This is a genomic window from Aquimarina sp. AU119, assembly GCF_900312735.1.
Taxonomy (GTDB): domain Bacteria; phylum Bacteroidota; class Bacteroidia; order Flavobacteriales; family Flavobacteriaceae; genus Aquimarina; species Aquimarina algiphila.
In genome coordinates, this window is the sequence record NZ_OMPF01000022.1 from 72,759 (window position 1) to 96,938 (window position 24,180).

Genomic DNA, 24,180 nt, shown 5'->3' on the forward strand with positions numbered 1-24,180 from the left:
ACTGCATTAAAAATGAACTTGAAATCTTTGCCCAATTTCCTTTTAATATGCTTGGTACTACTTGTAACTTCTTGTTCTCAACCCCCGGTATTTATAGAACACCAAACCCTATCTCGAATAGGTGATCGACCAGAATGGGCAGCTAAAGACTGGAACGATGAGGACTGGGATGAAAGAAAGGCGGTATTAGAGTCTGGTGAGGTGTATTGGACCCGAACTCCCATTGATATTCTAAAAGTATCAAAGCCGTTGCATCCGTACGCAATTCGCCCTTATATTTATGGGGAGTATGAAGTCTTTTGGGATGGGGTTATGATTGGAAAAAATGGAAATCCCGGACAAGAGGAAGCACTTGGTCCAGAAGGTGAAATGTTGACTACATTTATCATTCCTTCTCATTTGACTGAAGTGGGTAAACATATGTTAGCCATACGGTCAAGTATCTATTATTTCCCGGATCATGTGGGTATGAGTGTAGATATAGCTAACTATGATGATTTATTAACCGAGAGACTCATCGAGACTTCTTACATGCACATTTTTGCGGGTGCATTTCTAATCGCTTCGATCTACTTTCTTTTCTTATTCCTAAGTAATAAAAAAGAGTACCCCATGCTTATTTTTAGTATTAGTTGCTTTCTCTTTTTTGTCTTAAATCTTGCAGAATTCATTACAACCTATGTTCCTATCCATTATGCATATCATCATATACGCTTAGAGACCAAGGCTGCTCTGATGTTTGGTATCTCTTTTTTGATTCCACTCTATTTCTCTATGCAATTTCCTTATCCCAAACGAAAATTTTCCTTGCTTGTTTATGCAGGAGTTCTATTTTTTATTTTTTTTATCAAACATAATTTCCTTGATTTTACTACCCGTAACATGGCTATAAGCATGTGGGTGTTTTCTTTTGTGATTGTGGTTTATGCCGTTTATAAAAGAAAAAAGGGGGCTAGTCTTGTAGTAATGTCATTGTTACTATCCTTGCTGATAAATTTTGTTACTTCCTTTAACATAGGCCTTTTTGTAGGTTTTAGTCTTATTCTTCTTGGAATGTTTTATTTACTTTCTCACAGGATTAAAGAACAACGGCTTGCGTATGAAACTTCTCTGGTTCAATCTACACGTTTGCGTCTGGAATTACTCAAAAAAAATATTCAACCTCATTTTCTAATGAATACCTTGACTTCACTAATAGATTGGATAGAAGAGGCACCTAAGAAAGGAGTTTTGTTTATAGAAGCCTTAGCCAAAGAATTTGATCTCTTTAATCAAATTGAAAATCAAACATTGATCCCTATTGCTCAGGAAATAGAACTTTGTCGTACACATCTTGAAATTATGAAGTACAGAAAAGAAATCAACTATTCTTGGGAAGAAGAAGGTATAGATATCGCGCAAAAAATACCTCCAGGAATTCTTCACACACTATTAGAAAATGGAATTACGCATAGCTTACCTCTGGATGATAATAGTATTAAATTTAAGCTTGTTTTTGAGTCGAATAATGATTATATATGTTACACATTTTTAACGTTTGCAGCTAATGAGAATGAGAAACAAGAAATAAATAATAGAAAAGAAGGTACAGGTCTTAAATACATAAAAGCTCGGTTAACAGAAAGTTATCAAGAACAATGGGACTTAACTTCTGTACCAACAAATCATGGTTGGAAAAACACCATAAAAATATATTCCTAAGGAGATGAACATTTTAATCGTTGAAGATGAATCAAGAATCGCCAAGAGAATCGAACGAATGACTCGTTCTATTTTTGGGAATACTTTACAATCGCTAACGCATATAAGCACACTTCATAGAGCCTTGCAGTTTATTGAAAATAATACATTGGATCTTGTTCTATTAGATTTGAACCTTAACGGACATAATGGTTTTGATCTGCTAACTACCGCGGTTTCTGGATCGTTTCATACTATAATTATTTCTGCATACAAAGACCAGGCAATTACAGCTTTTGAATATGGGGTTTTAGATTTTGTATCTAAACCTTTTAACAGAGAACGGTTGGAACAAGCCTTAAATAAAGCCATCACAAAAGAAAAAATAGAAACAAATGAGGTTAAATTTTTAGCTGTAAAAAAAAGACACAGGATACAGCTAATACCCATTGAAGATTTACTTTATGTAAAAGGAGCTGGCCCCTATACTGAACTCTTTTTAACTGAAGAAAAAAAAGAATTACATGATAAATCACTCGAAAAGCTAGAACAGCTGTTATCCTACTCTTTTGAACGAATCCACAAGTCATATTTAGTAAAAATGTCTGAGATAAAGGAAATTATTGTAGAGTCGGGAAGCAAATATATAGCTGAGTTAAAAAATGGTGAACGTATCCCTATCGGAAGAACTAAATATAAAGACATAAAAGCAAAATGGCTTTAAGATATCTTTGATGATACTCCTAAAAAGGTTTTCTCTATAATGTTATTTTTGGAAAATTATAAAATAGTTAATGCTTATTTCATACACCTTCTATTATTTGAATAACGTTTTTATACTATTTTTTAGTTCGAAAACAAATTTTACTTCTTTAAGATCTAATGGCTTATCAAAAACAGTAAGTTCATCCATCATGCCAATATAACCTAAGCCTAGCATGATTTTTGCCTTTTCTTCTTCCCAGGTAAAAGGGTCATTTACATCTTTTATAACACCTTTGAGTTGACCGTCTAGGTATAATTTGCACGTAGATTTATTTGTATTCACTTCAGAATATGTGATGACAATGTGTGTCCATTTTCCGCTTTTAAAAGGAGGTTGTTTTACCGTAACGGTACGTTTTTTCACCTTGGTTTCGTCATTTTTATTCTCTGGATTCCATACTTCTAAATCACCCATAACACCTAATCTAAATTCTCTTGGTTTGTCATCTGTAAAATCTACCCATAAAGCAGCATCATTGAACTTATGATCAGTGATGTTAATTGGATCACAATACCCTGGAGCTAAATCTACCTCAGGGTCTAATTGTAACCAAAACGAGACGGAGCCACTCCAAGATGTTGGACTATAATTTAAATTTTTAGAACCGTTATAATAAATAGCAGCTGTATTTTTCTTTTTAAAATGAAGCGCATCACCTGTAAGACCTCTATTCTTTGCTAAAACCACATTAGTGTTGTGTAAGCCAGGTCTTGCTTTATCTGTTTTATTATAATTTTCTGCTGTATATATCTTTGCATCCCCAACAGATACATCTGCGGATAGTTTTCCGTCAAAAGAACTGTAAAAAAGCACATGATCTTTTAATTGTTTGTTTTGCGAAAAAGAAATACTTGTAATGAGAAAAAAGAATACTGTAGATATTGATAAAAGCACAGTTGTTTTCATAGTTTTTAGCTTTTAAACCCTATTTATTTGATTTCAGTTGCTACAAAATTATGATGAAGAATTAGATTTAAATCGTTTTGAAGTTGATATAAATAAAATTGTAACTGAAATAATTTCAGCTACAGGGTTATATTTATAACTACTAAGGGTAAAAAAGCAAAGACTTTAAGTTTACATATTCTACTTGAGCAATTATTATAACTCATGTTTAGGTCTCAGTGTTTCAATAATTTGAGCATCTACCCAAAATATATCTACATTATCATAGTTCTCTGGATTCATATTTCTATTGAAGAAAAGGTATTTACCATCTGGTGTTACACAGGCAACCGCTTCCCAACCCTCAGTATTGACTTTGTCTCCCAAGTTAATAGCGGCACCCCATGAACCATCTTGCTGTTTAAAGCTAATATAGATATCAGAATCACCATATCCACTATCTCTTTCACCATCCCATATCAAATAAGATTCATCTGGTGCAATAAAAGGGTGAGCATTCATTCTGCCGGTATTAATCTCTTTACCAAATGGTTTTGGTTTTTCACGTTTCCCGTCTATTAATCTCGAATACCGAATAACGCCATCTCCATTTGGCATGCCTATCTCATCAAAAACATAAGTACCTTTTGATGATGCCGTAAGACGCATAATTTGTATCTCTTCGAAAGATGGGTCAAGTTTCTTTAACTCTGACCAATCTCCAGTCTCAGTACGTTCCCTATATTTTCTTCCTAAATGCATGGTCATACCATCAGGAGCGATAAAGGGAGTTCCAACCCTTGGTGATACAACCGATTCTTGCCACTCATTATTTTGATATTGAAAAACAACAAGTTCTTGTTTTTTAGTTTCCTTACTTTCTCTAATAAAATAGAATTCCCTTATATCTGGTGTAAATACACCGCTGACTTCCCAATCTGCTGTGGTAACTATCCCTGGAGCAAAAGGTTCAGGTGTTAAACCCGGTGGTTTTTGACCAAGATAAGGTCTTTCTATAATTGATGAATCATGATCTTTTGAATGTTGTTTTTTAGTACAGCCATCTAAAAATATAACTGATATAAGTATTAGAATAGAATATGTTTTTTTCATGGTTTACGAATTTTTAGCCAGGCCTGACCACCAGCATTCTGTATAAATTTCTTTACTGAAGAACCATCGCTATTCATTATATAAATATGAGCGTTTTCTTCTTTATCATGTGAGGTGTATAGTATTTGAGAACCATCTGGAGACCAAGTGGGTGTAGAATCACGAACATCATTAAAGGTTAATCGCTTCTGATGAGAACCATCTATATTCATTACGTAAATTTCATGATTTTCATCTCTATTCGACATAAATGCTATTTGCTTACCATCTGGAGAAACCTCGGGATGCCAATCTTCAGCGTCATTATTAGTTAATGTAGTCATAGCACTACCATCAGCGTTTGCGATACAAATTTCACTAGTATTTGTTTGAGAATGAAAGACAATCTTTCCATCTAGAGTAAAGTAAGGCCCTCCCCCATTTAATGATTTTATTTTGGTTTGTTTATTACCATCTGAATTCATGATCCAAATTTCTTCTGTCCAAACCCCTTTATCATTTTTATAACTTCTTGAAAAAGCAATCCTTTTTCCATCGGGAGACCAGGCAGGAGAACTATCCCATTTGTTTTTAGCATAAGTCAATCTCTTCCTACGAGTACCATCAATATTCATTGTATGTATAGACCATGTTTTTCTTCCATCATGATAAGCATAAGAAGCTATACGTTTACCATCAGGTGACCACGCCGCATATCCATCATTCCCTGGTCGATTGGTAATTTTTATTTTTGATGTAACTTGACTATTGGTCAAATAAATTTCTCCATCACCAGATTTTTTTGAGGAGTAAGCAATTGTATATTGCGTTGATTCAGGTTTTTCATTACTCTGACTAGAAGTAATCTGGGCAAAAAGGAAAATGGATAACGTATATATGATTTTCACACATCTCATATTCTTATTTTTGATATTTATACACAAACTTATCTAATAGTATAAATGAAAAATTAAAAAGTAGACTAATGATATTTTCTAGCATATATATATTCATCATTAACAGAAAATTTGATACATCCGTAAGAAGTGTAAATTGAGCAAGAGATGATTGAGATTCGTCTTTTTTTGAAGAGATTCTAGATTCATATTTTATATATTTATGAACTATGGTCAAAAAAAAGAACTTGATCGATTGGATCATTCAGAATAGAGTTGTTTCACACCTTATATTTTGGGTTTTATTGTTTATAAGTTTACCCATATTGGCTGCATTAAATGATGGAAGTGTTAAAAAAACTGTGATTAGTGGTTTAAGTTTTTTACCTGCCCAATTATTAGCGAGTTATTTTTTAGTCTATTATCAGGTCCCTAAACTTTTATTTAAAAAGAAATACCTCAAGTTTGGCGTGTCTTTTTTGATATCGGTATATGTACTTTTAGTACTATCAAAGCTTTTGAACATGTATCTGACCGAAATTTTTGCTCCTAAATATTTTGAATATAAAAGTTTATTCGAAATCATAACAGCACCATTTCACCTGGCTGTTGTTTATTTTCCATCCGTTTATGTATTCGTTTTTTTAATGTTTACAACTAAGGCATTTAAGGACCGTTTTGAAGAACGTCATCAACTTGAAGTTTTACAAAAGGAAAAGGCGAATACCGAGCTCAAATTTTTAAAAGCACAAACAAACCCGCATTTTTTGTTCAATACGTTAAATAATTTATATTCACTAACATTAGAACGATCAGAAAAAGCACCTGAAGTCGTTTTAAAACTGTCAGACATGTTAGATTATATGCTATATCAATGTAAAGATGCTGAAGTTCCGTTAAAAAAAGAAATTGATTTCATACAGGATTACATCGATTTGGAATCACTACGTTATGGCAATAAGTTGACATTGGACTTCACACACCACCTTCATTCCCCTAACGTAATGATTGCTCCTTTGATCCTTATATCATTTGTAGAAAACGCTTTTAAACACGGCGCGAGTAATAATCTCAATAATTCAGTAATTAAAATTGAATTAACAACTAACCAGGATCAACTTTGTTTTAAGGTTTTTAATACCTTACCTCTGAACAAACAAAACGATATAGAAAATGAATCACATTCTGGAATTGGGTTTTCCAATTCTCAAAGACAACTAGAACTTAATTATAAGAATAATTATAATCTGAAAAGTACCAAAACAGATATTGATTTTCAGATAATATTAAACATTAACTTAAAGTAATATGGGAATAAAATGTATGGTTGTAGACGATGAACCACTAGCCATTAAGGTACTTGAAAAACACATAATGCAAGTACCAGACCTTGAACTTGTATCAACATTTGATAATCCTATAACTGCCGGAGATTTTCTTCAAAACACTGCTATTGATCTTTTGTTTTTAGATATCCAAATGCCTGTAGTTACAGGTATTGACTTTATAAAAAATACGACTATACAACCAAAAATCATATTAACAACTGCTTACAGAGAGTATGCTCTGGAAGGTTATGAATTGGATATCATTGATTATTTATTAAAACCAATATCTTTTATTCGGTTTTATAAATCTATTAATAAATACAAGGCTCTGAATACAAATATTGAACCCATCGCTCACAAATCCTCTGAAATAGATACAATATCAGATCACATCTTTGTTAATTCAAACAAAAGAATGATTAGAGTAGAGTTTAACAACATTTTATTTATTGATAGTATTAAAGATTATGTAAGAATACATACTGCAGACGATACCATAATTACAAAAGATAAAATAAGTTCTTTTGTAGAAAAACTACCTTCCTATTTTTTAAGAGTTCATCGTTCTTATATCATTAATACTGGAAAAATTGCTTCTTTGACCTCAAAAGATGTAGTCTTACTTGGGGGTATGGAAATTCCGATTGGTGCCTCCTATAAAGAAATTGTCAACCTAATTAAGAATTGATAAGGCTCCATTGTAATTCTTAAAGCTCTGCCCTGTTCTGGTCCAAGTTTTTTGAGATCATTTTTTTGATGTTATATCTGGGTAAAACCCTACACGCCAGCTGACTCTTTTACTAAAAAAGTCTGTTAATTCTTTTCTATACGTTGTGCCATATTGTTTTAAGAAATCGTGTACCAAAATGGGTTTTGCTTCCCTTCTGTTATTTCAATTATACTCAGCATCATGATTCCAAAAAAACTACAAAACATTATAATATAAAAATGTATTTTTAGTTTACTAAACTGATAAAACAATTCAATATTTTAATGTCTGCTATTCTAAAAACAAGATATTTATTTCTGATTTTTTTGCTTTATGCTTGTAATTCTGAGGTTAATGATTTGAATATAAATGATAGAAATTTAACTCTAGATAATGGATACATATATTATAAAGACAAGCTCTATTCTGGAACACTTTTTTCTAAAATTGATACACTTACGGTAAATGAAATAACATATTTAGAAGGAAAGAAACATGGTAAAGAACAAAAGTTTTTTTTTAATGGTAAGTTAGCAGTATTAAGATTTTATACTCACGGTAAAAAATCTGGAACCCATAAGGCTTGGTGGAATAACGGCCAACTGAAATTTGTAAATCATTTTGATATTAATGGAAATCCAATAGGAACACAGCGTGCATGGTATAGTAATGGAAAACTTGCTGAAGAATTAAACTATACCAATGGTAAAGAAGATGGTACACAAAAATTATGGGATTTTAATGGCAAGATCAAAGCAAATTATCAGGTATTAAACGGTGAACGCTTTGGGTTAATTGGTTCTTTAAATTGTAAATCTGATAATTATGTTGATTAAAAGAATAGGTATAGTTGTATTTTTTTTTGGTAGTTTTTTGATTTCGTGTAAACAGGAAACAGCAAAAAAAGAAATTGAAAATAGCCATGAAAGAATCAAAATTGCATCAAAAAAAGTAGATAAATTGCCCTATTATAATACTCCTGATTTTGCTCCTTCTTGGTTGCCTAGCGAAGATGAACTAAAAAAGTTTCATAAAATTCCGGATTTCAAATTTAAGAATCAACTGGGTAACGAGATCACTAACGATAATTTAAAAGGCTATATTTATATAGCCAATTTCTTCTTTACCACGTGCCCAAGTATTTGTGTAAAACTTACTAATAATATGCGCAAGTTACAAAAGATATATAAGGGTGATGATGAGATCAAATTTATTTCTCATACGGTTTTTCCAAGTTATGATACTGTAGAGGTTCTTAAAAAATACGGTGAGCGCGAAGACGTAAATTCGGAAAAATGGTATTTAGTAACTGGGGAAAGAGAAAAGATCTATAAATTGGCGAGAGAATCCTATTTTGCGGATGAAACATATAAACAAACCAATGATAAAAATGGTTTTATTCATACCGAAAATTTAATACTTGTAGACAAACATGGTCATATTCGAGGGGTTTATAAAGGCACCTTACCAGAAGAAGTTGAACGTATTAAAAGACATATTGAAATTTTGAAAAAAGAATGATTATCCCTAAAACGTTATTAGTTATAATATATCTTATCAAAATACACTGAGCATCTATTTAATTTCTATAAACTGTAAAAGAAAAGTAGTGTGTTACAATCTCTTTTCCTCTCATAACAAGAAGACAGATATAAAAATTAATATTAAGATAAGAAAATACTATTTTAAAAATCTGATAGTTTTTTAATTATTATTTTAAAGTTTAACTATGTTTATAAAGGAGTTTGTACTTTTAAGTTGTTAAATTATAATAGGAGCTCGTGAATCTCTTATCCTCCTAGAAAATTTTGTATAAAATGGATAACCAATTAAATAATCAATGTTCTTGTATTGTTTATAGTCTTAATTTTTACACATAAATTTTTAACTTAAAACCTTAGTAGTATGATAAAACATGAACTAACTAACAAAACTCGCTTTGGGATTAATATTCCGTTTAAAAGGTGGTTTTCGCATACTTTGATTTGCGCCACTTTTTTATTAGCCCCGATTCAATCCATCCTTACTCATGGCACCGTAACAAATCCACCAAGTCGTGTCTGGATTTGTTTTCAGGAAGATCCACAAAGTCCAGATTCTCCTGCCTGTGAAGCATCGATTATTGGTTGGGGAACGCAAGCATTTTATGACTGGAATGAAGTTGCACGAATGGATGCCGGTGGCATGCATAGAGAAATTATAGCTGATGGTAACCTGGCCAGTGCCGGACGACCAGATAAGTATGGTGGATTAGATCAGGTAAGAAATGATTGGGTCACAACATCGGTTACTCCAGGTCCATATACTGTAACCTGGACCAATACAGCTCCTCATCAAACCTTGTATTATGAAGTATATATAACAAAAGCAGATTGGACCCCTGATCAACCTCTTACTTGGGACAGTCTGGAACTTCTAACACGCACAGATCCAAGACCGGCTTCAGCTACCGATAATATAGATGTAGTGTTGCCACAAAGAACAGGTAAACATGTGATTTATAGTATTTGGCAGCGTTCACTTACTCCAGAAGCATTTTATTCTACCAGTGATGTTGATTTTGGAACTGCATCATTACCAAATAAACCACCAGAAGCTAAATTTACTAGTGATAATGGTCGTTGTGGAGGTCCTGATGTTACTTTTGATGCATCTGATTCTACTGATCCTAATGGCGATACATTAACATATACATGGGACTTTGGAGATGGAACTACTGCCCAGGGTGTTAACGTTTCTCATACTTATACTGGTTTGGATAACGCTACCGTAACATTGACAGTTAGTGACGGTGAATTTAGTAGTGGTTCTGTAGAAACTATTGGTTTAGTTGTAGATCCAGATTGTAAGGAAATTCCTTGTCCTTTTGACACACCTATACAAACAGCGTTACCATCAATAAATGCATCATTTAATAACGTATTTATTTTAGGTGATGAAGGCCCTGATTTAAGCACCTTAACTGATTTTACTATTAATTGGGATGCTATTAATAATGGATTATATCAATTATCTATGAATACTAATAATGGTATCCCTAGTTGGTGGAATAATTTGTTAGAAAGTGCTACTCATACTTTTAATACAGCTAATCCAGAAATCACACTTACAAATACTGGTTTTGCAGGCTTAGATGGTTCTTATTATGTAACTATCGATCAAGGTAATTTTGTCATGGTTTCGCAAACCGATGGGTTTACTATTTATTTCAGTTCATCTAGCACAGCTCCTGATTGTGAAAGTGTAGTAACTACACCAACAAATAATGCTCCAGTGGCTTCATTTATAGCTTCTGTCTTAACAGGAACTGATCCATTAGAAGTAAATTTTGATGCCTCAGGATCCACTGATGCCGATGGAGACGCACTAACATTTAATATTGATTATGGCGATGGGACTTTTGGTAGAGAACCAATATCTACTCATACATATTCAGCAGGAGAATATACCGCTACTCTTACAATAAGTGACGGAAAAGGTGGTGCAGCTACGGCTTCAGTTTCATTAGTAGTTGATGGAGATATTATAGTAAACCCTCCAAGTAGTGATTGTGCCTTCGAAACGCCATTAAGTACTCCTTTGGAAACTATATTCACATCATTCAATAATGTTCACGTTTTAGGTACCGGTGGTCCTAATATGGAAAATGTCACCAAGTTTACAGTAAATTGGGATTTAGCAAACAATGGTTTGTATCAATTTTCATTTGACCTAAATATCACTCCATGGTATATTAATTTTTCTGAAAATGTTCAAAACTTTAATCAACCAAATCCAGCAATTTCTATAACTGGTACAGGTATACCTGGATTAGATGGAGATTATTTTGCAGCCATTGATAACGGAAACTTTGTGTTAGTTGCAGATGGTTATAGTATTTACTTTAGCAATACAGAAGCAGTTCCTAATTGCGATCCTAAAGTAACGACAACGAAAGATGATGAACTTTCTTTTATATTGTCCCCTAATCCGGCAGTTGAAAAAATTTCAATACTAAACAAAACAGATCTAAAGGGTAATGTAATCACTATCCTTGATATTACTGGAAAGAAAATAAAGTCTTTATTGGTAAGTGAAAGTACTAAGAGTATGACTATTGATATTCCCGGACTTAAATCGGGATTATATGTAGTAAGAATTTCTGACCGTTCAGGTTCCAGTCGTACACTAAATTTAATAGTGGACTAAGGTCTTGTTTGAAAAGAATTCAAACTGATTTAAAAAGGTGATGAGAGTATACTACTCTCCATCTTTCAACAAAGACAACCTTTTAATTTTTAAAAGGTTGTCTTTATTTATATAATTTATCTCTAATCCACTTATGTAATTATTTTATTAGACAATTATCTTTTTATATAATATTTAAAAGCTTTATCAATAGTTACGTCTGGTAAATTAGGAATTAAGCCCATCTATTTCGTTTCTAGGTAGTATATTTGTCTCGATTATTATAAATATTTACACTAAACGGTCATCTCTTTAATTCCTATGCCTTTTAAAAAATTACATTCTGATATACAAGAGAAGCTAGAGTATCTAGATATAATCAAACCTACTCCTTTTCAGAGTAGTAGTATTCCTGTAATAAAAAGTGGTGCCAATGTTTTTTGTACAGCCTCAAAAGGTAGTGGAAAAACAACTACGCTTATACTTACCACATTACAAAAATTGAAATGTGAAGCAGTTGGAAATGCTCCAAGAGCGATAGTCCTTGTTGAGAATAAGGAAAGAGCCATGGAATTATATGATGCATTTTTAATGTATACTAAACATAATTCGTTACGAGTTTATGTAGGGTATGAACAACTTCATGTTGATGTGCAAAAATCAGAAATCTTTATGGGTATAGATATTCTTATTTCTACACCTAAATCAATGAATAAGTTGTTTTTATTAAATGGAGTAAATATCTCTGAATTAAAGATATTTAGTATAGACGATGCTGAGTTTCTAATTCAGAATTTAGCATATACTGCACTTATGTCGATTACTAAAAGTATTAAAAAATGCCAGTTTGTACTATACTCAGAACAAATGCACCCAAAACTAAAACGTTTTGAGTCGTTTTTTATGGAATACTCCAAAATAGTTTCCATTTAGGTATATCCAATAACCAAAAACAAGACATGATTATACCTAAACTACATTATATATCCCAGGGAAACTCTCCAAAAGAACATCTGGAAAATATTCAAAAAGCTTGTACATCTGGTATAGAATTAGTGCAATTACATTTAAAAAATGCTTCAGAAAAAAAAGTTTTAAAGCTAGCCAAAGAAGCAAGAGAAATCACATCTCATTTTCAAACCAGATTAATTATTAATGATCATTATACAATAGCAAAAGAGATTAAAGCTGATGGTGTCCATTTAGAAAAAATAGATTCCTGCCCTACTATTGTCAGAAAGTATTTATACACTTGGCAAAGTATTGGCGCAACAGCAAATACTTTTCAAGATTGCAAAACATTAATTGGTAAAGAAGTTGATTATATTGGTTTAGGCCCTTTTAGAGATACAATAACCAAAGATAATTTAAATCAGGTTTTAGGTTTAAATGGTTATATTACAATTATAGAGGCCTTAAAAACAGAAACACCAATTATTGGTTTTGGAGGCATAACAACAGAAGATGTTACGTACATATTAGAAACAGGTATTTCTGGAATTGCTGTATCCGGAGAAATTACAGGTAATTTTAATACCATAAGAATATTTAACCAATTATTAAACGCATCTTCAACAGAAGAACAACGTTATACATTTAAGTAAAACTTATGCTATGCTCGATTGCTTTTTAAAATCAAATAGCTGTTGCAATATATTTTACACATCAATTTACTCATGTGGAATTGTTTCTATTAAACGTATTTAGGATACAAGTGAAATAAAATGCCCAGTAGTGGGTATTTTGGTAAGAATAAATTATCTCATTTAAAGTTTATCAAATTAAAAAACAAGAACGTAAATAACCTGAAGTCACTAAATAGTGTTTGAGGGTAGTAAATTACCAGTCACTTTACTCATAAAAATAAAAGATGCTTCAGTTTTATAATTGAAGCATCTTTTGGTGAAGAATTAAGTGTTGGTTAATTATTATTTGACAATTAGTTTTTTCACAACATCTTTGCCGCCTTCAGATTGAATTTTTACAACATAGATTCCAGAACTAAGCTCCATGTTATTAGCAGAGAAATTATTTACACCTGGATGTAATCTAGCTTCATATTTTTTCTGTCCAATTGTATTATATATACTAATTAGTATTTCACTAGTGCTTTTTGAGTTTACATGAAGAGAAAATTGATCACTTGTCGGGTTAGGCGTCATTATAATAGTATTCATACCTTCATCATCTGTACCAAGTAAAGCTTCTTTATTGTCTAATTGAGCAATAACTTCTTTGGCAGATAATGAACCGTTACAAGATCCTTCATAAATTTTAACATTAGAGAATAACGAATTGTTTCCCGATCCCCCATCGTTATCATTAATAAATACTAACCTATCCATTGCTCCTGTATAGAAATTACCGACCGGAATTACGTACGTAGTAGTACCTGATGAATAATTGTCAAAATTGGTTACTCCATAATTCTGAGTACCATGTACTTTGAAATAACGTGACGAGGTTAACGTATTGTTGTTTTCAAATCCTATGGCATGAATCTCACCTTGAGAAGTACTGCTAAAATCAAATTCGATCACTGTATTAGCTGTTACCATGTAATCAAGGCCAATGTATTTCCAGGTATTATTAGATAAGGATAAAGCAGCTCCACCACTTTCTATAGAAAAATCCCCTACATTATCTTGATTTGAGAATCCTGTGATTGTAAAATTATTGAAATCCAATGCCTCACAATCTGGCGTAGGATTTGGATTTCCAGAACCGTCCTGAATCATAATAGCATCAATAGCAATATCACTCTGCCATCCATTATTACCAGAACCTGTTATAACATTAAATCGTAACTGAACATTAGCGTTACCGGCAAAATTGGATAGATTTACACTAGTAGAATTCCAAGTATCTCCTTGATTTCCTGATTCACTAAATACATTTGACCAATTTCCTGAATTATCAGTTCTTGCTTCAACCGTTAAACTATTAATCGCACTACCAAACATATGATATTGAAAGGTAAGCGTAGGAGTAGTTAAACTACTAAAGTTAAGGCAAGGGGAATTAAGTATTGCTCTTTTATTTGGGAAACCGGCATTATTACCAGAAGCCTCTACGTAAAGGTAGAAACTACCGTCTGCTCCATTAGATGGCCCTGTACTATTTGAAGGTGTACCCCCAGAGTCTCTTGTCCAATCAAGATCATCGCTACTTGACTGTGACCACTGTCCCAAATCACTTTCAAAACTTTCACTATAAGGGAAAGAAGATACATCTCCAGAACACGTTTCACCTGTAGGGGGTGTAGTAGTTGGATCTATTTCTCCATCGATATCAAATCGAGAAAAGAACTTCCATATTTCTTGAGAAGTGTTTACATTTCCACCATTCCAGCTGTGTCCTTTTCCTTGAACTTTAATAAATTCTGCTGTTGTACCATTATCGCCGTTATCCCAAATAGAACGTGTTGATCCTCCTCCTAATTGAATAACTTCTGGTGTAGCATCCCCATTGTTGACGCTTGACCAATATTCCATAACATCTTGTATAGGTTCATTGGAGCCGTTACCGTTTATCGAAATAGTACCATCATTAGTCCCCGTTATTTGTAATACCGCAGTTGGATGTTGTGGTTGACATTGGTTGTTGTCGATCCATCTTCTTGTCATACTTCCTGCTACAGAAGCTACAGCTGCGATTCTTGGACTTAATTCGCAAGCTAATCTATAACTAAAAAAGCCGCCATTTGAAAATCCAGTTGCATAAATACGTTTTTCATTAATATTAAAATCTGACTGAATTTTATTAATTAGTGCATCTGAAAATCCTAAATCATCCTCATTACCACCAAAATTGTTATTTATTGCCCATCCTGAGAAAAAACCTCCCAGACCTTGAGGTGTAACAAATATAAATTGATTGTCTTCAGCTAGCTGTCTAAAATCACTTTGGTTATATTGTGTATTGATATTGTTGGTAAAACCATGATAATTTAGAATTAATGGAACGGGTTTGGTAGCATCATAACTTTGGGGAACATAAAGACGATATTGTCTTGTCTTTCCATCATGTTGTAATGTTGCATTTATAACCTGTTGTGCGAACGCAGAGACAGTAGTTATAAATGTAATGGCTAATAGCCACAAAGATTTTTTTGTAAACGTTAGTTGAGTTTTCATTTTTAGGTTTTAAGGTTAATTGATTTGTATAAAAAATATTATGCATGGATAATACTTTTGCAATATTCGGAAAAAAATAACATAAATAATGATTATATTTAAAATAAATGTTAATTTTTTACACAATCATAATTCAAGTAGAAATCCTGTAACGGGTATTACATTGTCTTTCATAAATAAATTTATTTAGATGTTTACAAATAGTTAACCAGTATAATGATTCCAAAATATACTAAAAACCTATATTCGCGCCATGTGGATGTATTTAGGCTTATTGGCAGCACTTTTTTTGGGATTACACAATTTATGTAAAAAACATGCAGTACAGGGTAATGAGGTTTTTCCTGTACTTTTAGGAACAATTGGGTCTGGTTTTTTATTACTTCTTCCGTTTTTTATAGGTTCACTCTATTTTCCAGAATATACACAACAAATAGGATTTCATATTACATCTATTTCATGGAAAACTCATGGTTTTATTTTTATAAAATCAATGATTATGACAACATCCTGGGTTTTGGCATATCAAGCTTTAAAACATTTACCTATAACCATTGTCACTCCGATACGCTCTGCTGGTCCTTTTTTTACCTTTATTGGTGCTATTTTAATTTATCAGGAAAAGCCTAATTTTTTACAATGGATAGGTTTTTTTCTCATTATTTTTTCGGTAGTATTATATTCTAAAATTGGAAAAAAAGAAGGCATACATTTTAAAAGAAATAAATGGATATTCGCTATTATTGGTGCAACGTTTTTAGGAGCTTCCAGTGGTTTATACGATAAGTTTTTAATTCAGAGTTTGGCATTGAATCCACAAACCTTACAATTTTGGTTTTGTACTTACACGGTGTTAATTTTATTAGGGATTTTATCTATTACATGGTTCCCTCGTGCCGAAAAACGGAAAGATTTCAAGTGGCGTTGGACTATTATTGCTGTTGGTATTCTATTGCAAGCAGCTGATTATTTTTATTTTAAAGCCCTGCAAGATCCTGATGCACTAATTATGCTATTATCTGCGATAAAACGAAGTCAAATATTAATTGCCGTGGTTGTTGGAGGACTTATCTTTAAAGAAAAAAATAAGCGTAAAAAATTAATTCCATTATTTGGTATTATGATAGGTGTATTTTTGATTTTGTATTCATAAATTGATAAAACGAACAACACATTATTCCTAATACTTAGCTATTTTTTAAACCACAATCAATACAAGTTTTTTTGAATAAAAGCATAAGTTATCACCACCAGACTTGATTGACTATATTTTCGTTGTTTAATACAACAGTTTCACCAATTCTTGGGGCTACAATATCAATATTCAATTCTTTTGCTTTTTTACTAAGACGTTCAATCGGATCTGTCCAGGCATGCATTGCTAACTTAAAAGCTCCCCAATGAATTGGCATTATTTTTTTCGCTTTTACATCTAATCCAGCTTGCGCAGTTTCTTCAGGGAACATATGTACATCTGGCCACATTTCATTGTATTGACCACACTCCATCATGGCAAAATCAAAAGGACCATACTTCTTCCCTATTTCTTTAAAATGATTCCCGTAACCACTATCGCCACTAAAGAAAATATTGTCGGTTTTGGACTGTATTACCCACGAACTCCATAGTGTTTTTGTTCTGTCCGTAAGTCCTCTCCCAGAAAAATGTTGAGCAGGTGTACATATAAAATTTAACTTTTCCAACCTGATTTCTTGCCACCAATCCAATTCAATAATTCGCTCTTTTTCTACTCCCCATTTCTCCAAATGCACTCCGACGCCCAAAGGAGTATAAAACATCTTTACCTTATTTTTTAGCTTTTTAATCGAATCATAATCTAAATGATCATAATGATCATGAGAAATAAGCACAGCATCTATTTCAGGTATTTTTTCAATCTCAATAGGTAATTCTTTACTAAAACGCTTACTTCCTAACATAGGATGTGGGGCCGGAACTTCTCCAAACATTGGGTCTATTAAGATATTTTTAGTATCAATCTGTAATAAAAAGGCAGAGTGTCCAAACCAAATAAGACGCGTGTCGCCAATATATTTTACAATATCCAGAGAATCTATTTTTTGTACCGGAAGGTTTTCCTTTGGAGTAGTTTGTGATTGTGGTTTAAAATAGCCTACCAAGCTTTTTCCCATATCCCTAAAACTCATATCCAATTGTACTTTGGCTATATTTACGAATCTATCCTCTTTATAATTTTCTGATTTCTCATATATAGCTTTCTGTTCTTTGGTTGCTTTTCCTCCAAATTGAGGACTTAAATTAATAAACAATATAACGACTAATATGACGATTCCTATGAAGATTCCTATACCTATGATCATTCGCTTTATATATTTTAAAAATTTATGTTTCATTTTATTTTTTAATGTTGAAGTCTTACATGATACTTTCTCCATAGTTATGTTTATGAATATAAAGTAAAGCCGCTTATTTAAATCGAATATTTATTCTTTTTTAATTTAAAAAAATTAACTTTTAATAGCGTCCCATGCGAATGAGAACATTAAATCTATATCCTTTTTATTAAGCTTTAATTTTTTATCGATTATCAAGTTAACGGTTTCAAGCAAAATAGCTCCCATAGTAGATTCTAATATTTCATTACTCACATTTTTAATTAATCCTTCTTTTTTACCAAGCTCAAAAAGATCTGTTCCTAATCTACTTTTTGTTTCTCTAACTGCTTCTGGAACTTTGTCATAGTAAGGAGATTTTTTTACTTGCGTAATAAAATTCATCTCCTTGCTATGGTTAATACTAAAGTTAACCCAATAAACCCATATTGCTTTAATCTTCAATTTAAAAGGGAGGTCTGCCGTAATACTGTTACTGCTTCTTTTTGTCTCTCGTTCTATAAGCTCAGTTGCGATTGATATGATTAAATCTTCTTTGTTTTTATAATATACATAGAGCGTTGAAACAGAAATACCTATTTTTTTTGCTAATGTTGCCATTTTAACACCTGCAAAACCTTTTTCGAAAACAATATCCAAAGTGCTTTCTACAATAGCTAACCGTTTTGTTTCATCTTTTACTCTCACCATACAAACATATGAACAAAAACGAATATTTATTCGCTTATATAGTGTTTTTGTAATTATTTAACATTTAAACATAAGCATCAAAGTATATGTATTGTACTCCCCTCCTCCACTTAACAAGAGCACAGAAGGCATAGGGAACGAGTAAATAACTTTAGTGAGAATATAATTTTAATAGGATATATTGATTCAAAATCATTCTATTTGAGTTCGTTATAGATATTATAAACTAAATTAGAAAGTTCTTGATTTACACTAATTGCAGATTCATTCGTAAAAATTGAAATGCCTATTTTCTTTTCTGGATAAATAACCAATACATTTTTTGCTCTTGAAATACCTCCATCATGTCTATAATGCACATCGTGATTTTGATTTTTGATATTCCACCAGTAATAACCAATCCAATAATCTGTATCAATTTCATACAACTTTTTATGAGATTCTTTAACGATTGCGTCATTTTTAAATTGATATCTGATATATTTTAACATATCAGTAGTTGTTGATTTTAAAGCACCTTCTGCTCCCCAAAGCGTCTTAGCCAAATTAGTTTCTGGCCTGGGTTTTCCCAATAAATAACCATTGGCGAGCCTATTTCTTTTATCCCTTGGAGTATGAAAATGCGTATCATACATGTGTTGCTTTTCAATTATTTTGGAGATAATCAGCTGTTGAAAGGGCTTTTGATAAACTTTTTCTAGAATATACCCCATTAAATTTGAACCAAAATTAGAATAATTAAATGTGTTTCCAGGTTTTTCTGTTAAGTTGATTTTAGATAAGTCTTTAAAAAACTTCTCTTTGGTCTGTTTGTTTTCAAGTTTGAGATATGTATTGTTAAATTCTATTTCGCTTAAATTTGATGATATTTCATTCATTTCTTCATAACCGCCAGGTAACCCACTGGTATGGGTTAACAGGTGTTTTATTTTTATGGGATCACCTTTATATTCTAGATTTGGGTATGTTTGAGGTAAATACCTTTGTATATCATCCTCTAAATTCAATTTTCCTTCTAGAACAGCCTTTGAAGCTAATGTACCAGTAAATGTTTTTGTAACCGAAGCGATTTCATATATTGTTTTATTTGTAGGCGTATCTCCCTTTCCTTTTGTTAACTCTCCATAGTGAAAATTGTATGAAACATTATTTATGTATAATCCAATTGATAAGGAATTTATTAAGGGATCTTTTAATGTTTTTTGAGCATTCTTATCTATAATTTGTTTTACATGTTTACCTATAGAATCATTATATATCTCTATAGATTTATTACAATTTATAACGACACTTTTAATTTTTTTGTTTTGAGATTTACAACTAAAAAAGATAAAGAATAAGATTACAGTTTTTGTAAATAAGTTTTTCATTTCGTAATAGTTTTGATTAACACAAATGAAAATATATTGTGTAAAAAAAGAGTTCGATTACATAAAGTCGAACCCTTTTTTTTAATCGAACTATCTTTATTTATTATTCAATATGGCTTCTTTTTTTATACTCAGAAGGGGTTACGCCAGTTTCTTTTTTAAAAGCCGTGTAAAAAGAAGATTTAGAATTAAATCCTACATCATACATAATTTGTTGTATGGTTAGCTTAGCGTTATTTGAATTTAAAAGCATTTTTTTTGCTTTCTCTATTCTAAATTGATTAATGAAGTCAAAAAATCGTTGATTTAGGTTATGATTAATTAATACGGATAGGGTGCGATTGGGTAATCCCAATTGTTCAGCAAGTTTTTGTAGTGTTAAAGTAGCGTCAAGATAGGGCTCTTCTTTCTTCATAAATATTAATAATCTATTGATATCGTCCTTCGCATTCTTATTTACAATATGTACTATATTATTTTCCTTTACTATTCCTTTTATCGATACATGCTTAGTATTAATATTTCTAAAAAGATTTGGGTAATACATACTTTTTAAGACAATCCAGGTTAAAAAAACAAGTAATACCAATGTGAGCATTATTCTTAAGGTATTTAAAATCTCAATATTAGTTCCATAAAATTTATAAGCTTGTTTAAAAAATGAAAAGCTGAAAATAATACTTAATATAATGAGTAATTGATACAACCATTTATAATTAAAAGCAGATTTGTTAGAATAGTTCTCTAACAATAATTGCTTATATTTTTTTAATTCTATAAACATGACTACTAAATAAAAAAAGGCTACAAGAAGACCAAAAATGATAGATAGTTTACCTTCTATGGTAGTATTCAAATTTTTAAGCAAGAAATCTCTTGTATTTTGATCAGCAAAATAAAACCTGGGAGAAAATAGTAGTATTTGAATTAAAAAAGGTAATGTATGCAATAGATATTTGGGTTTATATCTAAAATCCGAATATATCGAAGCCAGTAGATATAAAAACAATAATGGGCTGGTAAAAAATGCAATATGATCTCGAAGCATTTCTAAAACCACTGGTAGTGTAATATATTTTGAATAAAAAAATACACTAATATGAATTGCAAAGATTAAAAAATAAATACCTAAAAATGTATTCGCCTTTTTATTAGATGTTTTAACTGTTAAAACAAATAATGCCAGCAATAGAGAAATAAAAAGGATGAAAATTGTCGTTATTCCTAAAATTGAAAAGTCCATCTTAATGTATATGACAAATATAATTTAATAATGTCAATTCATTTTATATCCATTCTGCTACTCTCCTATTTTTTGTAACAACATTTCAGCAAGTTCGATCCAATACCCTCACGTAAGAAATATATCAAGTTTATAGTTCTTAATCCAAATTAGAAATGAATTTAAAAGCATTTTTTATATTGGTAGCTTGTAAAAATACCTCTTTTGTTTTTTCATCTTCACCGCCAGAAGAAACTAAACCTATGATTCTACCTTTTTTATCTACTATTGGTGCTCCACTTAGACCTCCTAAACTTTTGGGACCTTTTATTTGTATAAGATTATGGTAATCTCCTTCGGTTGTGTCAAATGTATACTGGTATACACGTTGCGCTCCAATACTATCCTTATAAGACCAACCTATAGCGTATACATACTCTCCTTTTTTAATTGGTTTTTTTCTAAATTTCAAAGGTTTATGGGATGTCTTATTTTCTTTTACAGAAAAAACTAACCAATCATTATAAGTATCCCAATTTGTATCCATATAATTCCAGGTAAGTGAATCTTTTTTATTCGTACTTAATAACTTATCTGCAATTACATATCTAGTACTATCATTTTTAGGATACATTCTCCATTCTTTTAAATTTCCCTCAAAATCAACAAATTTCATATGATCTGTCTTGGCAATCATTAGAATATGCTTTGCTGTAACAGCATAAGTATTGTTTTTGTACTGTACCAAAAATCCATTGGAAGCATTTGGATTATCAAATGATGAATCTGTATAAGCAACATTATTGATTAAGCCAATTGGAGTATTTTGTAACCTTTTTACAGATGAACAACTAATTAAAGTTATGGCGACGAGTGTCGTGATTATGATCTTCTTAAGTACTAACATGTTTTCATTGATTTTTTAGTCGAAGCTAATTTCAGAAATAATAACAGATACATTTTAAAAAATTGATGAAACAAAATTAAGTGACTATGTATAGCTATAAACTTCCTGTTTTTAGGTTTGTATACAGTTAATCAAGTTCTGTATACTAGTATTGCCCAAACAGCGGTTTATTTGATGAGAAGGTTATAATTTTATTATATTACCAGCTATGAGTTTTAATACTAAAAAAGCCCTTGGACATATTCTATTTTGGGTTGCAATTTTTCTTTTTTATATTTTTTCTGTTACTAGTTTTGAGTTGTTTGAACAATCTATAGAAACAACTTTGTTTAAACTTCCGTTATTAATCATAGCTGCTTACACGTTTAATTATTGGCAAATACCAATCTATTTAAAACAAAAAAAATATATCGCTTTTGGAGTATCCATGATTTTTGTAATTGCAGTATTAACATTACTATTTCGTCTTATTGGATATTATCATTTGGATAAATATTGCGCAGATGGTCCTTATCCACTGATTAGTTTAGAAGATTTTCCTTTTCATATGTTATCTTTTCATTTTCCAGCATTGATTATGTATTTCTACAAGACTAATAAAGAGCAAGAATTAGAAAAAGAAAAAGTATTTCAGTTGGAAAAAGAAAAAATAGCGACAGAACTTAAATACTTAAAAGCACAATTAAACCCACATTTTTTATTTAATACTCTTAATAATTTATATTCTTATGTCATTACCAAATCCCCGAAGGCCCCGGATATGATATTACAACTTTCTGAAATTTTGGATTACATTTTATATAAAAGCCAACGAATATCAGTTCCTATAATAGAAGAAATTCATGCTATAGAGAATTATATAGCGTTAGAACAAATTAAATATGAAGAAAGGTTAAAAGTTATTTTTAAAAAAGACATCATTGACCAACAACAAAAAACAACTCCTCTTTTGTTATTATCTATTATTGAAAATGCATTTAAACATGGAGTTAGGGACAATATTACCAAACCAGAAATAAGAATTGTACTTGAACAATTTGACTCACATATTGAGTTTAGCGTTTGGAATACAAAAACAGATAACCAGTACAACAATAAAACTGATGAAAATAAAAGCGGAATAGGGCTAGCTAACATTCAGCGACAATTGGATTTAATCTATCCAGGAAAACATAATTTAGAGATCGATGAATCTAATGCTTTTTTTAACTTAAAGTTGACTTTAAAAATAAATTAATATGGTACGATGCTTACTTGTTGATGATGAATCTCCAGCAATTGATTTACTAAAAAATCATATAAAAATGCTTACTGATCTAGAAATTGTTGCTAGTTGTTATAGTGCCGTTGAAGCTTTTGAAGTCATAAAAAAAGAGAAAATTGATTTATTGTTTTTGGATATTGAAATGCCTGTCTTAAAAGGTTTAGATTTTCTAAAAGCTGTAAAAAATCCCCCAAAGGTAATCATCACTACAGCATATAGAGAATATGCGATACAGGGATATGATTTGGATATCGTTGATTATTTATTAAAACCTATTTCTTTTGACAGGTTTGTAAAAGCTGTTGATCGTTATTATGAAAGAACACAATCCCCTATTTTGACTATAACTCAAGAGGAATCTAAAGATGCATTTTTCTATGTAAATGTTAATAAAAAACATATTAAGATAATATTTGAAGATATTCTATATATCGAAAGTTTAAAGGATTACGTCAAAATTCATACTGTTCATCAAAAATTAGTAGTAAAAAGTAATATTGGTAAAATAGAAACTCAACTTCCTTCAACGCTTTTTTTACGTACGCACCGTTCCTATATTGTAGCAATTAACAGAATCACTGCATATACCCAAAAAGATATAGAAATAGGTGAAATAGAAATTCCTGTTGGGTCCAGTTATTCTTCAAAAGTTTTTTCGCTATTATCACATACCTAAAGACGAATACCATTTTA

The 24,180-nt window shown here is 31.3% G+C and carries 21 protein-coding genes; 12 read left to right on the plus strand and 9 right to left on the minus strand.

Annotation, left to right across the window (positions count from 1 at the left end; genetic code table 11):
* The first annotated feature begins 12 nt into the window (after positions 1-12).
* Entirely contained in the window at positions 13-1,701 is a 1,689-nt protein-coding gene (locus tag DK442_RS18135; RefSeq protein ID WP_109437314.1) for a histidine kinase, read from the plus strand.
* A 4-nt stretch (positions 1,702-1,705) separates the two neighbouring features.
* Positions 1,706-2,404: a LytTR family DNA-binding domain-containing protein gene (locus DK442_RS18140; RefSeq protein ID WP_109437315.1), complete on the plus strand. Its 699-nt coding sequence runs from the start codon at positions 1,706-1,708 to the stop codon at positions 2,402-2,404.
* Positions 2,405-2,497: 93 nt separating this feature from the next.
* Here the strand turns inward: DK442_RS18140 and DK442_RS18145 are convergent, their stop codons facing one another.
* The 3 genes from DK442_RS18145 to DK442_RS18155 all read right to left on the minus strand — a co-directional run bounded on the left by DK442_RS18145 (position 2,498) and on the right by DK442_RS18155 (position 5,340).
* Positions 2,498-3,352 carry a LamG-like jellyroll fold domain-containing protein gene (locus DK442_RS18145; RefSeq protein ID WP_109437316.1) on the minus strand — a complete coding sequence of 285 codons (855 nt, stop codon included), beginning with the start codon at positions 3,350-3,352 and terminating at the stop codon, positions 2,498-2,500.
* Between the two features lie 195 nt (positions 3,353-3,547).
* On the minus strand, positions 3,548-4,444 hold the full coding sequence (locus DK442_RS18150; protein WP_109437317.1) for a PD40 domain-containing protein: 897 nt from the start codon (positions 4,442-4,444) through the stop codon (positions 3,548-3,550).
* Positions 4,441-5,340: a DUF5050 domain-containing protein gene (locus DK442_RS18155; RefSeq protein ID WP_160114252.1), complete on the minus strand. Its 900-nt coding sequence runs from the start codon at positions 5,338-5,340 to the stop codon at positions 4,441-4,443. The genes DK442_RS18150 and DK442_RS18155 overlap by 4 nt, the downstream gene beginning before the upstream one ends.
* 227 nt (positions 5,341-5,567) lie before the next feature.
* On the opposite strand from DK442_RS18155, the gene DK442_RS18165 reads away from it, so the two are divergent.
* The 7 genes from DK442_RS18165 to DK442_RS18195 all read left to right on the plus strand — a co-directional run bounded on the left by DK442_RS18165 (position 5,568) and on the right by DK442_RS18195 (position 13,127).
* Entirely contained in the window at positions 5,568-6,626 is a 1,059-nt protein-coding gene (locus tag DK442_RS18165; RefSeq protein ID WP_160114253.1) for a sensor histidine kinase, read from the plus strand.
* Position 6,627: 1 nt separating this feature from the next.
* Positions 6,628-7,335, plus strand: a complete 708-nt coding sequence (locus DK442_RS18170) for a LytTR family DNA-binding domain-containing protein (RefSeq protein ID WP_109437321.1) — start codon at positions 6,628-6,630, stop codon at positions 7,333-7,335.
* A gap of 305 nt (positions 7,336-7,640) precedes the next feature.
* Positions 7,641-8,192: a toxin-antitoxin system YwqK family antitoxin gene (locus DK442_RS18175; RefSeq protein WP_109437322.1), complete on the plus strand. Its 552-nt coding sequence runs from the start codon at positions 7,641-7,643 to the stop codon at positions 8,190-8,192.
* Entirely contained in the window at positions 8,182-8,877 is a 696-nt protein-coding gene (locus DK442_RS18180) for an SCO family protein (RefSeq protein ID WP_109437323.1), read from the plus strand. The genes DK442_RS18175 and DK442_RS18180 overlap by 11 nt, the downstream gene beginning before the upstream one ends.
* A gap of 384 nt (positions 8,878-9,261) precedes the next feature.
* A complete protein-coding gene (locus tag DK442_RS18185; RefSeq protein ID WP_109437324.1) occupies positions 9,262-11,544 on the plus strand; it encodes a lytic polysaccharide monooxygenase in 2,283 nt (760 codons plus the stop codon).
* Between the two features lie 300 nt (positions 11,545-11,844).
* The gene (locus DK442_RS18190) at positions 11,845-12,456 is read left to right on the plus strand and encodes a DEAD/DEAH box helicase (RefSeq protein ID WP_109437325.1); all 612 of its coding nucleotides are present in this window, start codon (positions 11,845-11,847) and stop codon (positions 12,454-12,456) included.
* 26 nt (positions 12,457-12,482) lie between these two features.
* Positions 12,483-13,127 carry a thiamine phosphate synthase gene (locus tag DK442_RS18195; RefSeq protein ID WP_109437326.1) on the plus strand — a complete coding sequence of 215 codons (645 nt, stop codon included), beginning with the start codon at positions 12,483-12,485 and terminating at the stop codon, positions 13,125-13,127.
* A gap of 324 nt (positions 13,128-13,451) precedes the next feature.
* On the opposite strand, the gene DK442_RS18200 is transcribed toward DK442_RS18195, so the two are convergent.
* Positions 13,452-15,659 (minus strand): T9SS type A sorting domain-containing protein, encoded by a 2,208-nt coding sequence (locus tag DK442_RS18200; protein WP_109437327.1) that lies wholly within the window; start codon positions 15,657-15,659, stop codon positions 13,452-13,454.
* Positions 15,660-15,912: 253 nt separating this feature from the next.
* On the opposite strand from DK442_RS18200, the gene DK442_RS18205 reads away from it, so the two are divergent.
* On the plus strand, positions 15,913-16,812 hold the full coding sequence (locus DK442_RS18205) for an EamA family transporter (protein ID WP_109437328.1): 900 nt from the start codon (positions 15,913-15,915) through the stop codon (positions 16,810-16,812).
* 91 nt (positions 16,813-16,903) lie between these two features.
* On the opposite strand, the gene DK442_RS18210 is transcribed toward DK442_RS18205, so the two are convergent.
* From DK442_RS18210 to DK442_RS18230, 5 genes are all read right to left on the minus strand, one after another.
* Positions 16,904-18,034, minus strand: coding sequence for an MBL fold metallo-hydrolase (locus tag DK442_RS18210; RefSeq protein WP_235010987.1), 1,131 nt, complete (start codon positions 18,032-18,034; stop codon positions 16,904-16,906).
* A 114-nt stretch (positions 18,035-18,148) separates the two neighbouring features.
* The gene (locus DK442_RS18215) at positions 18,149-18,724 is read right to left on the minus strand and encodes a TetR/AcrR family transcriptional regulator (RefSeq protein ID WP_109437329.1); all 576 of its coding nucleotides are present in this window, start codon (positions 18,722-18,724) and stop codon (positions 18,149-18,151) included.
* A gap of 197 nt (positions 18,725-18,921) precedes the next feature.
* Positions 18,922-20,094: a serine hydrolase gene (locus DK442_RS18220; protein WP_109437330.1), complete on the minus strand. Its 1,173-nt coding sequence runs from the start codon at positions 20,092-20,094 to the stop codon at positions 18,922-18,924.
* A 103-nt stretch (positions 20,095-20,197) separates the two neighbouring features.
* Positions 20,198-21,337: an AraC family transcriptional regulator gene (locus tag DK442_RS18225; RefSeq protein ID WP_109437331.1), complete on the minus strand. Its 1,140-nt coding sequence runs from the start codon at positions 21,335-21,337 to the stop codon at positions 20,198-20,200.
* Positions 21,338-21,476: 139 nt separating this feature from the next.
* Positions 21,477-22,223 carry a trypsin-like peptidase domain-containing protein gene (locus DK442_RS18230; RefSeq protein ID WP_109437332.1) on the minus strand — a complete coding sequence of 249 codons (747 nt, stop codon included), beginning with the start codon at positions 22,221-22,223 and terminating at the stop codon, positions 21,477-21,479.
* A 208-nt stretch (positions 22,224-22,431) separates the two neighbouring features.
* On the opposite strand from DK442_RS18230, the gene DK442_RS18235 reads away from it, so the two are divergent.
* Together DK442_RS18235 and DK442_RS18240 are read left to right on the plus strand one after the other, a co-directional pair.
* Positions 22,432-23,460 carry a sensor histidine kinase gene (locus DK442_RS18235; RefSeq protein ID WP_109437333.1) on the plus strand — a complete coding sequence of 343 codons (1,029 nt, stop codon included), beginning with the start codon at positions 22,432-22,434 and terminating at the stop codon, positions 23,458-23,460.
* Between the two features lies 1 nt (position 23,461).
* Positions 23,462-24,163: a LytTR family DNA-binding domain-containing protein gene (locus DK442_RS18240; protein ID WP_109437334.1), complete on the plus strand. Its 702-nt coding sequence runs from the start codon at positions 23,462-23,464 to the stop codon at positions 24,161-24,163.
* The last annotated feature ends 17 nt before the right edge of the window (positions 24,164-24,180 follow it).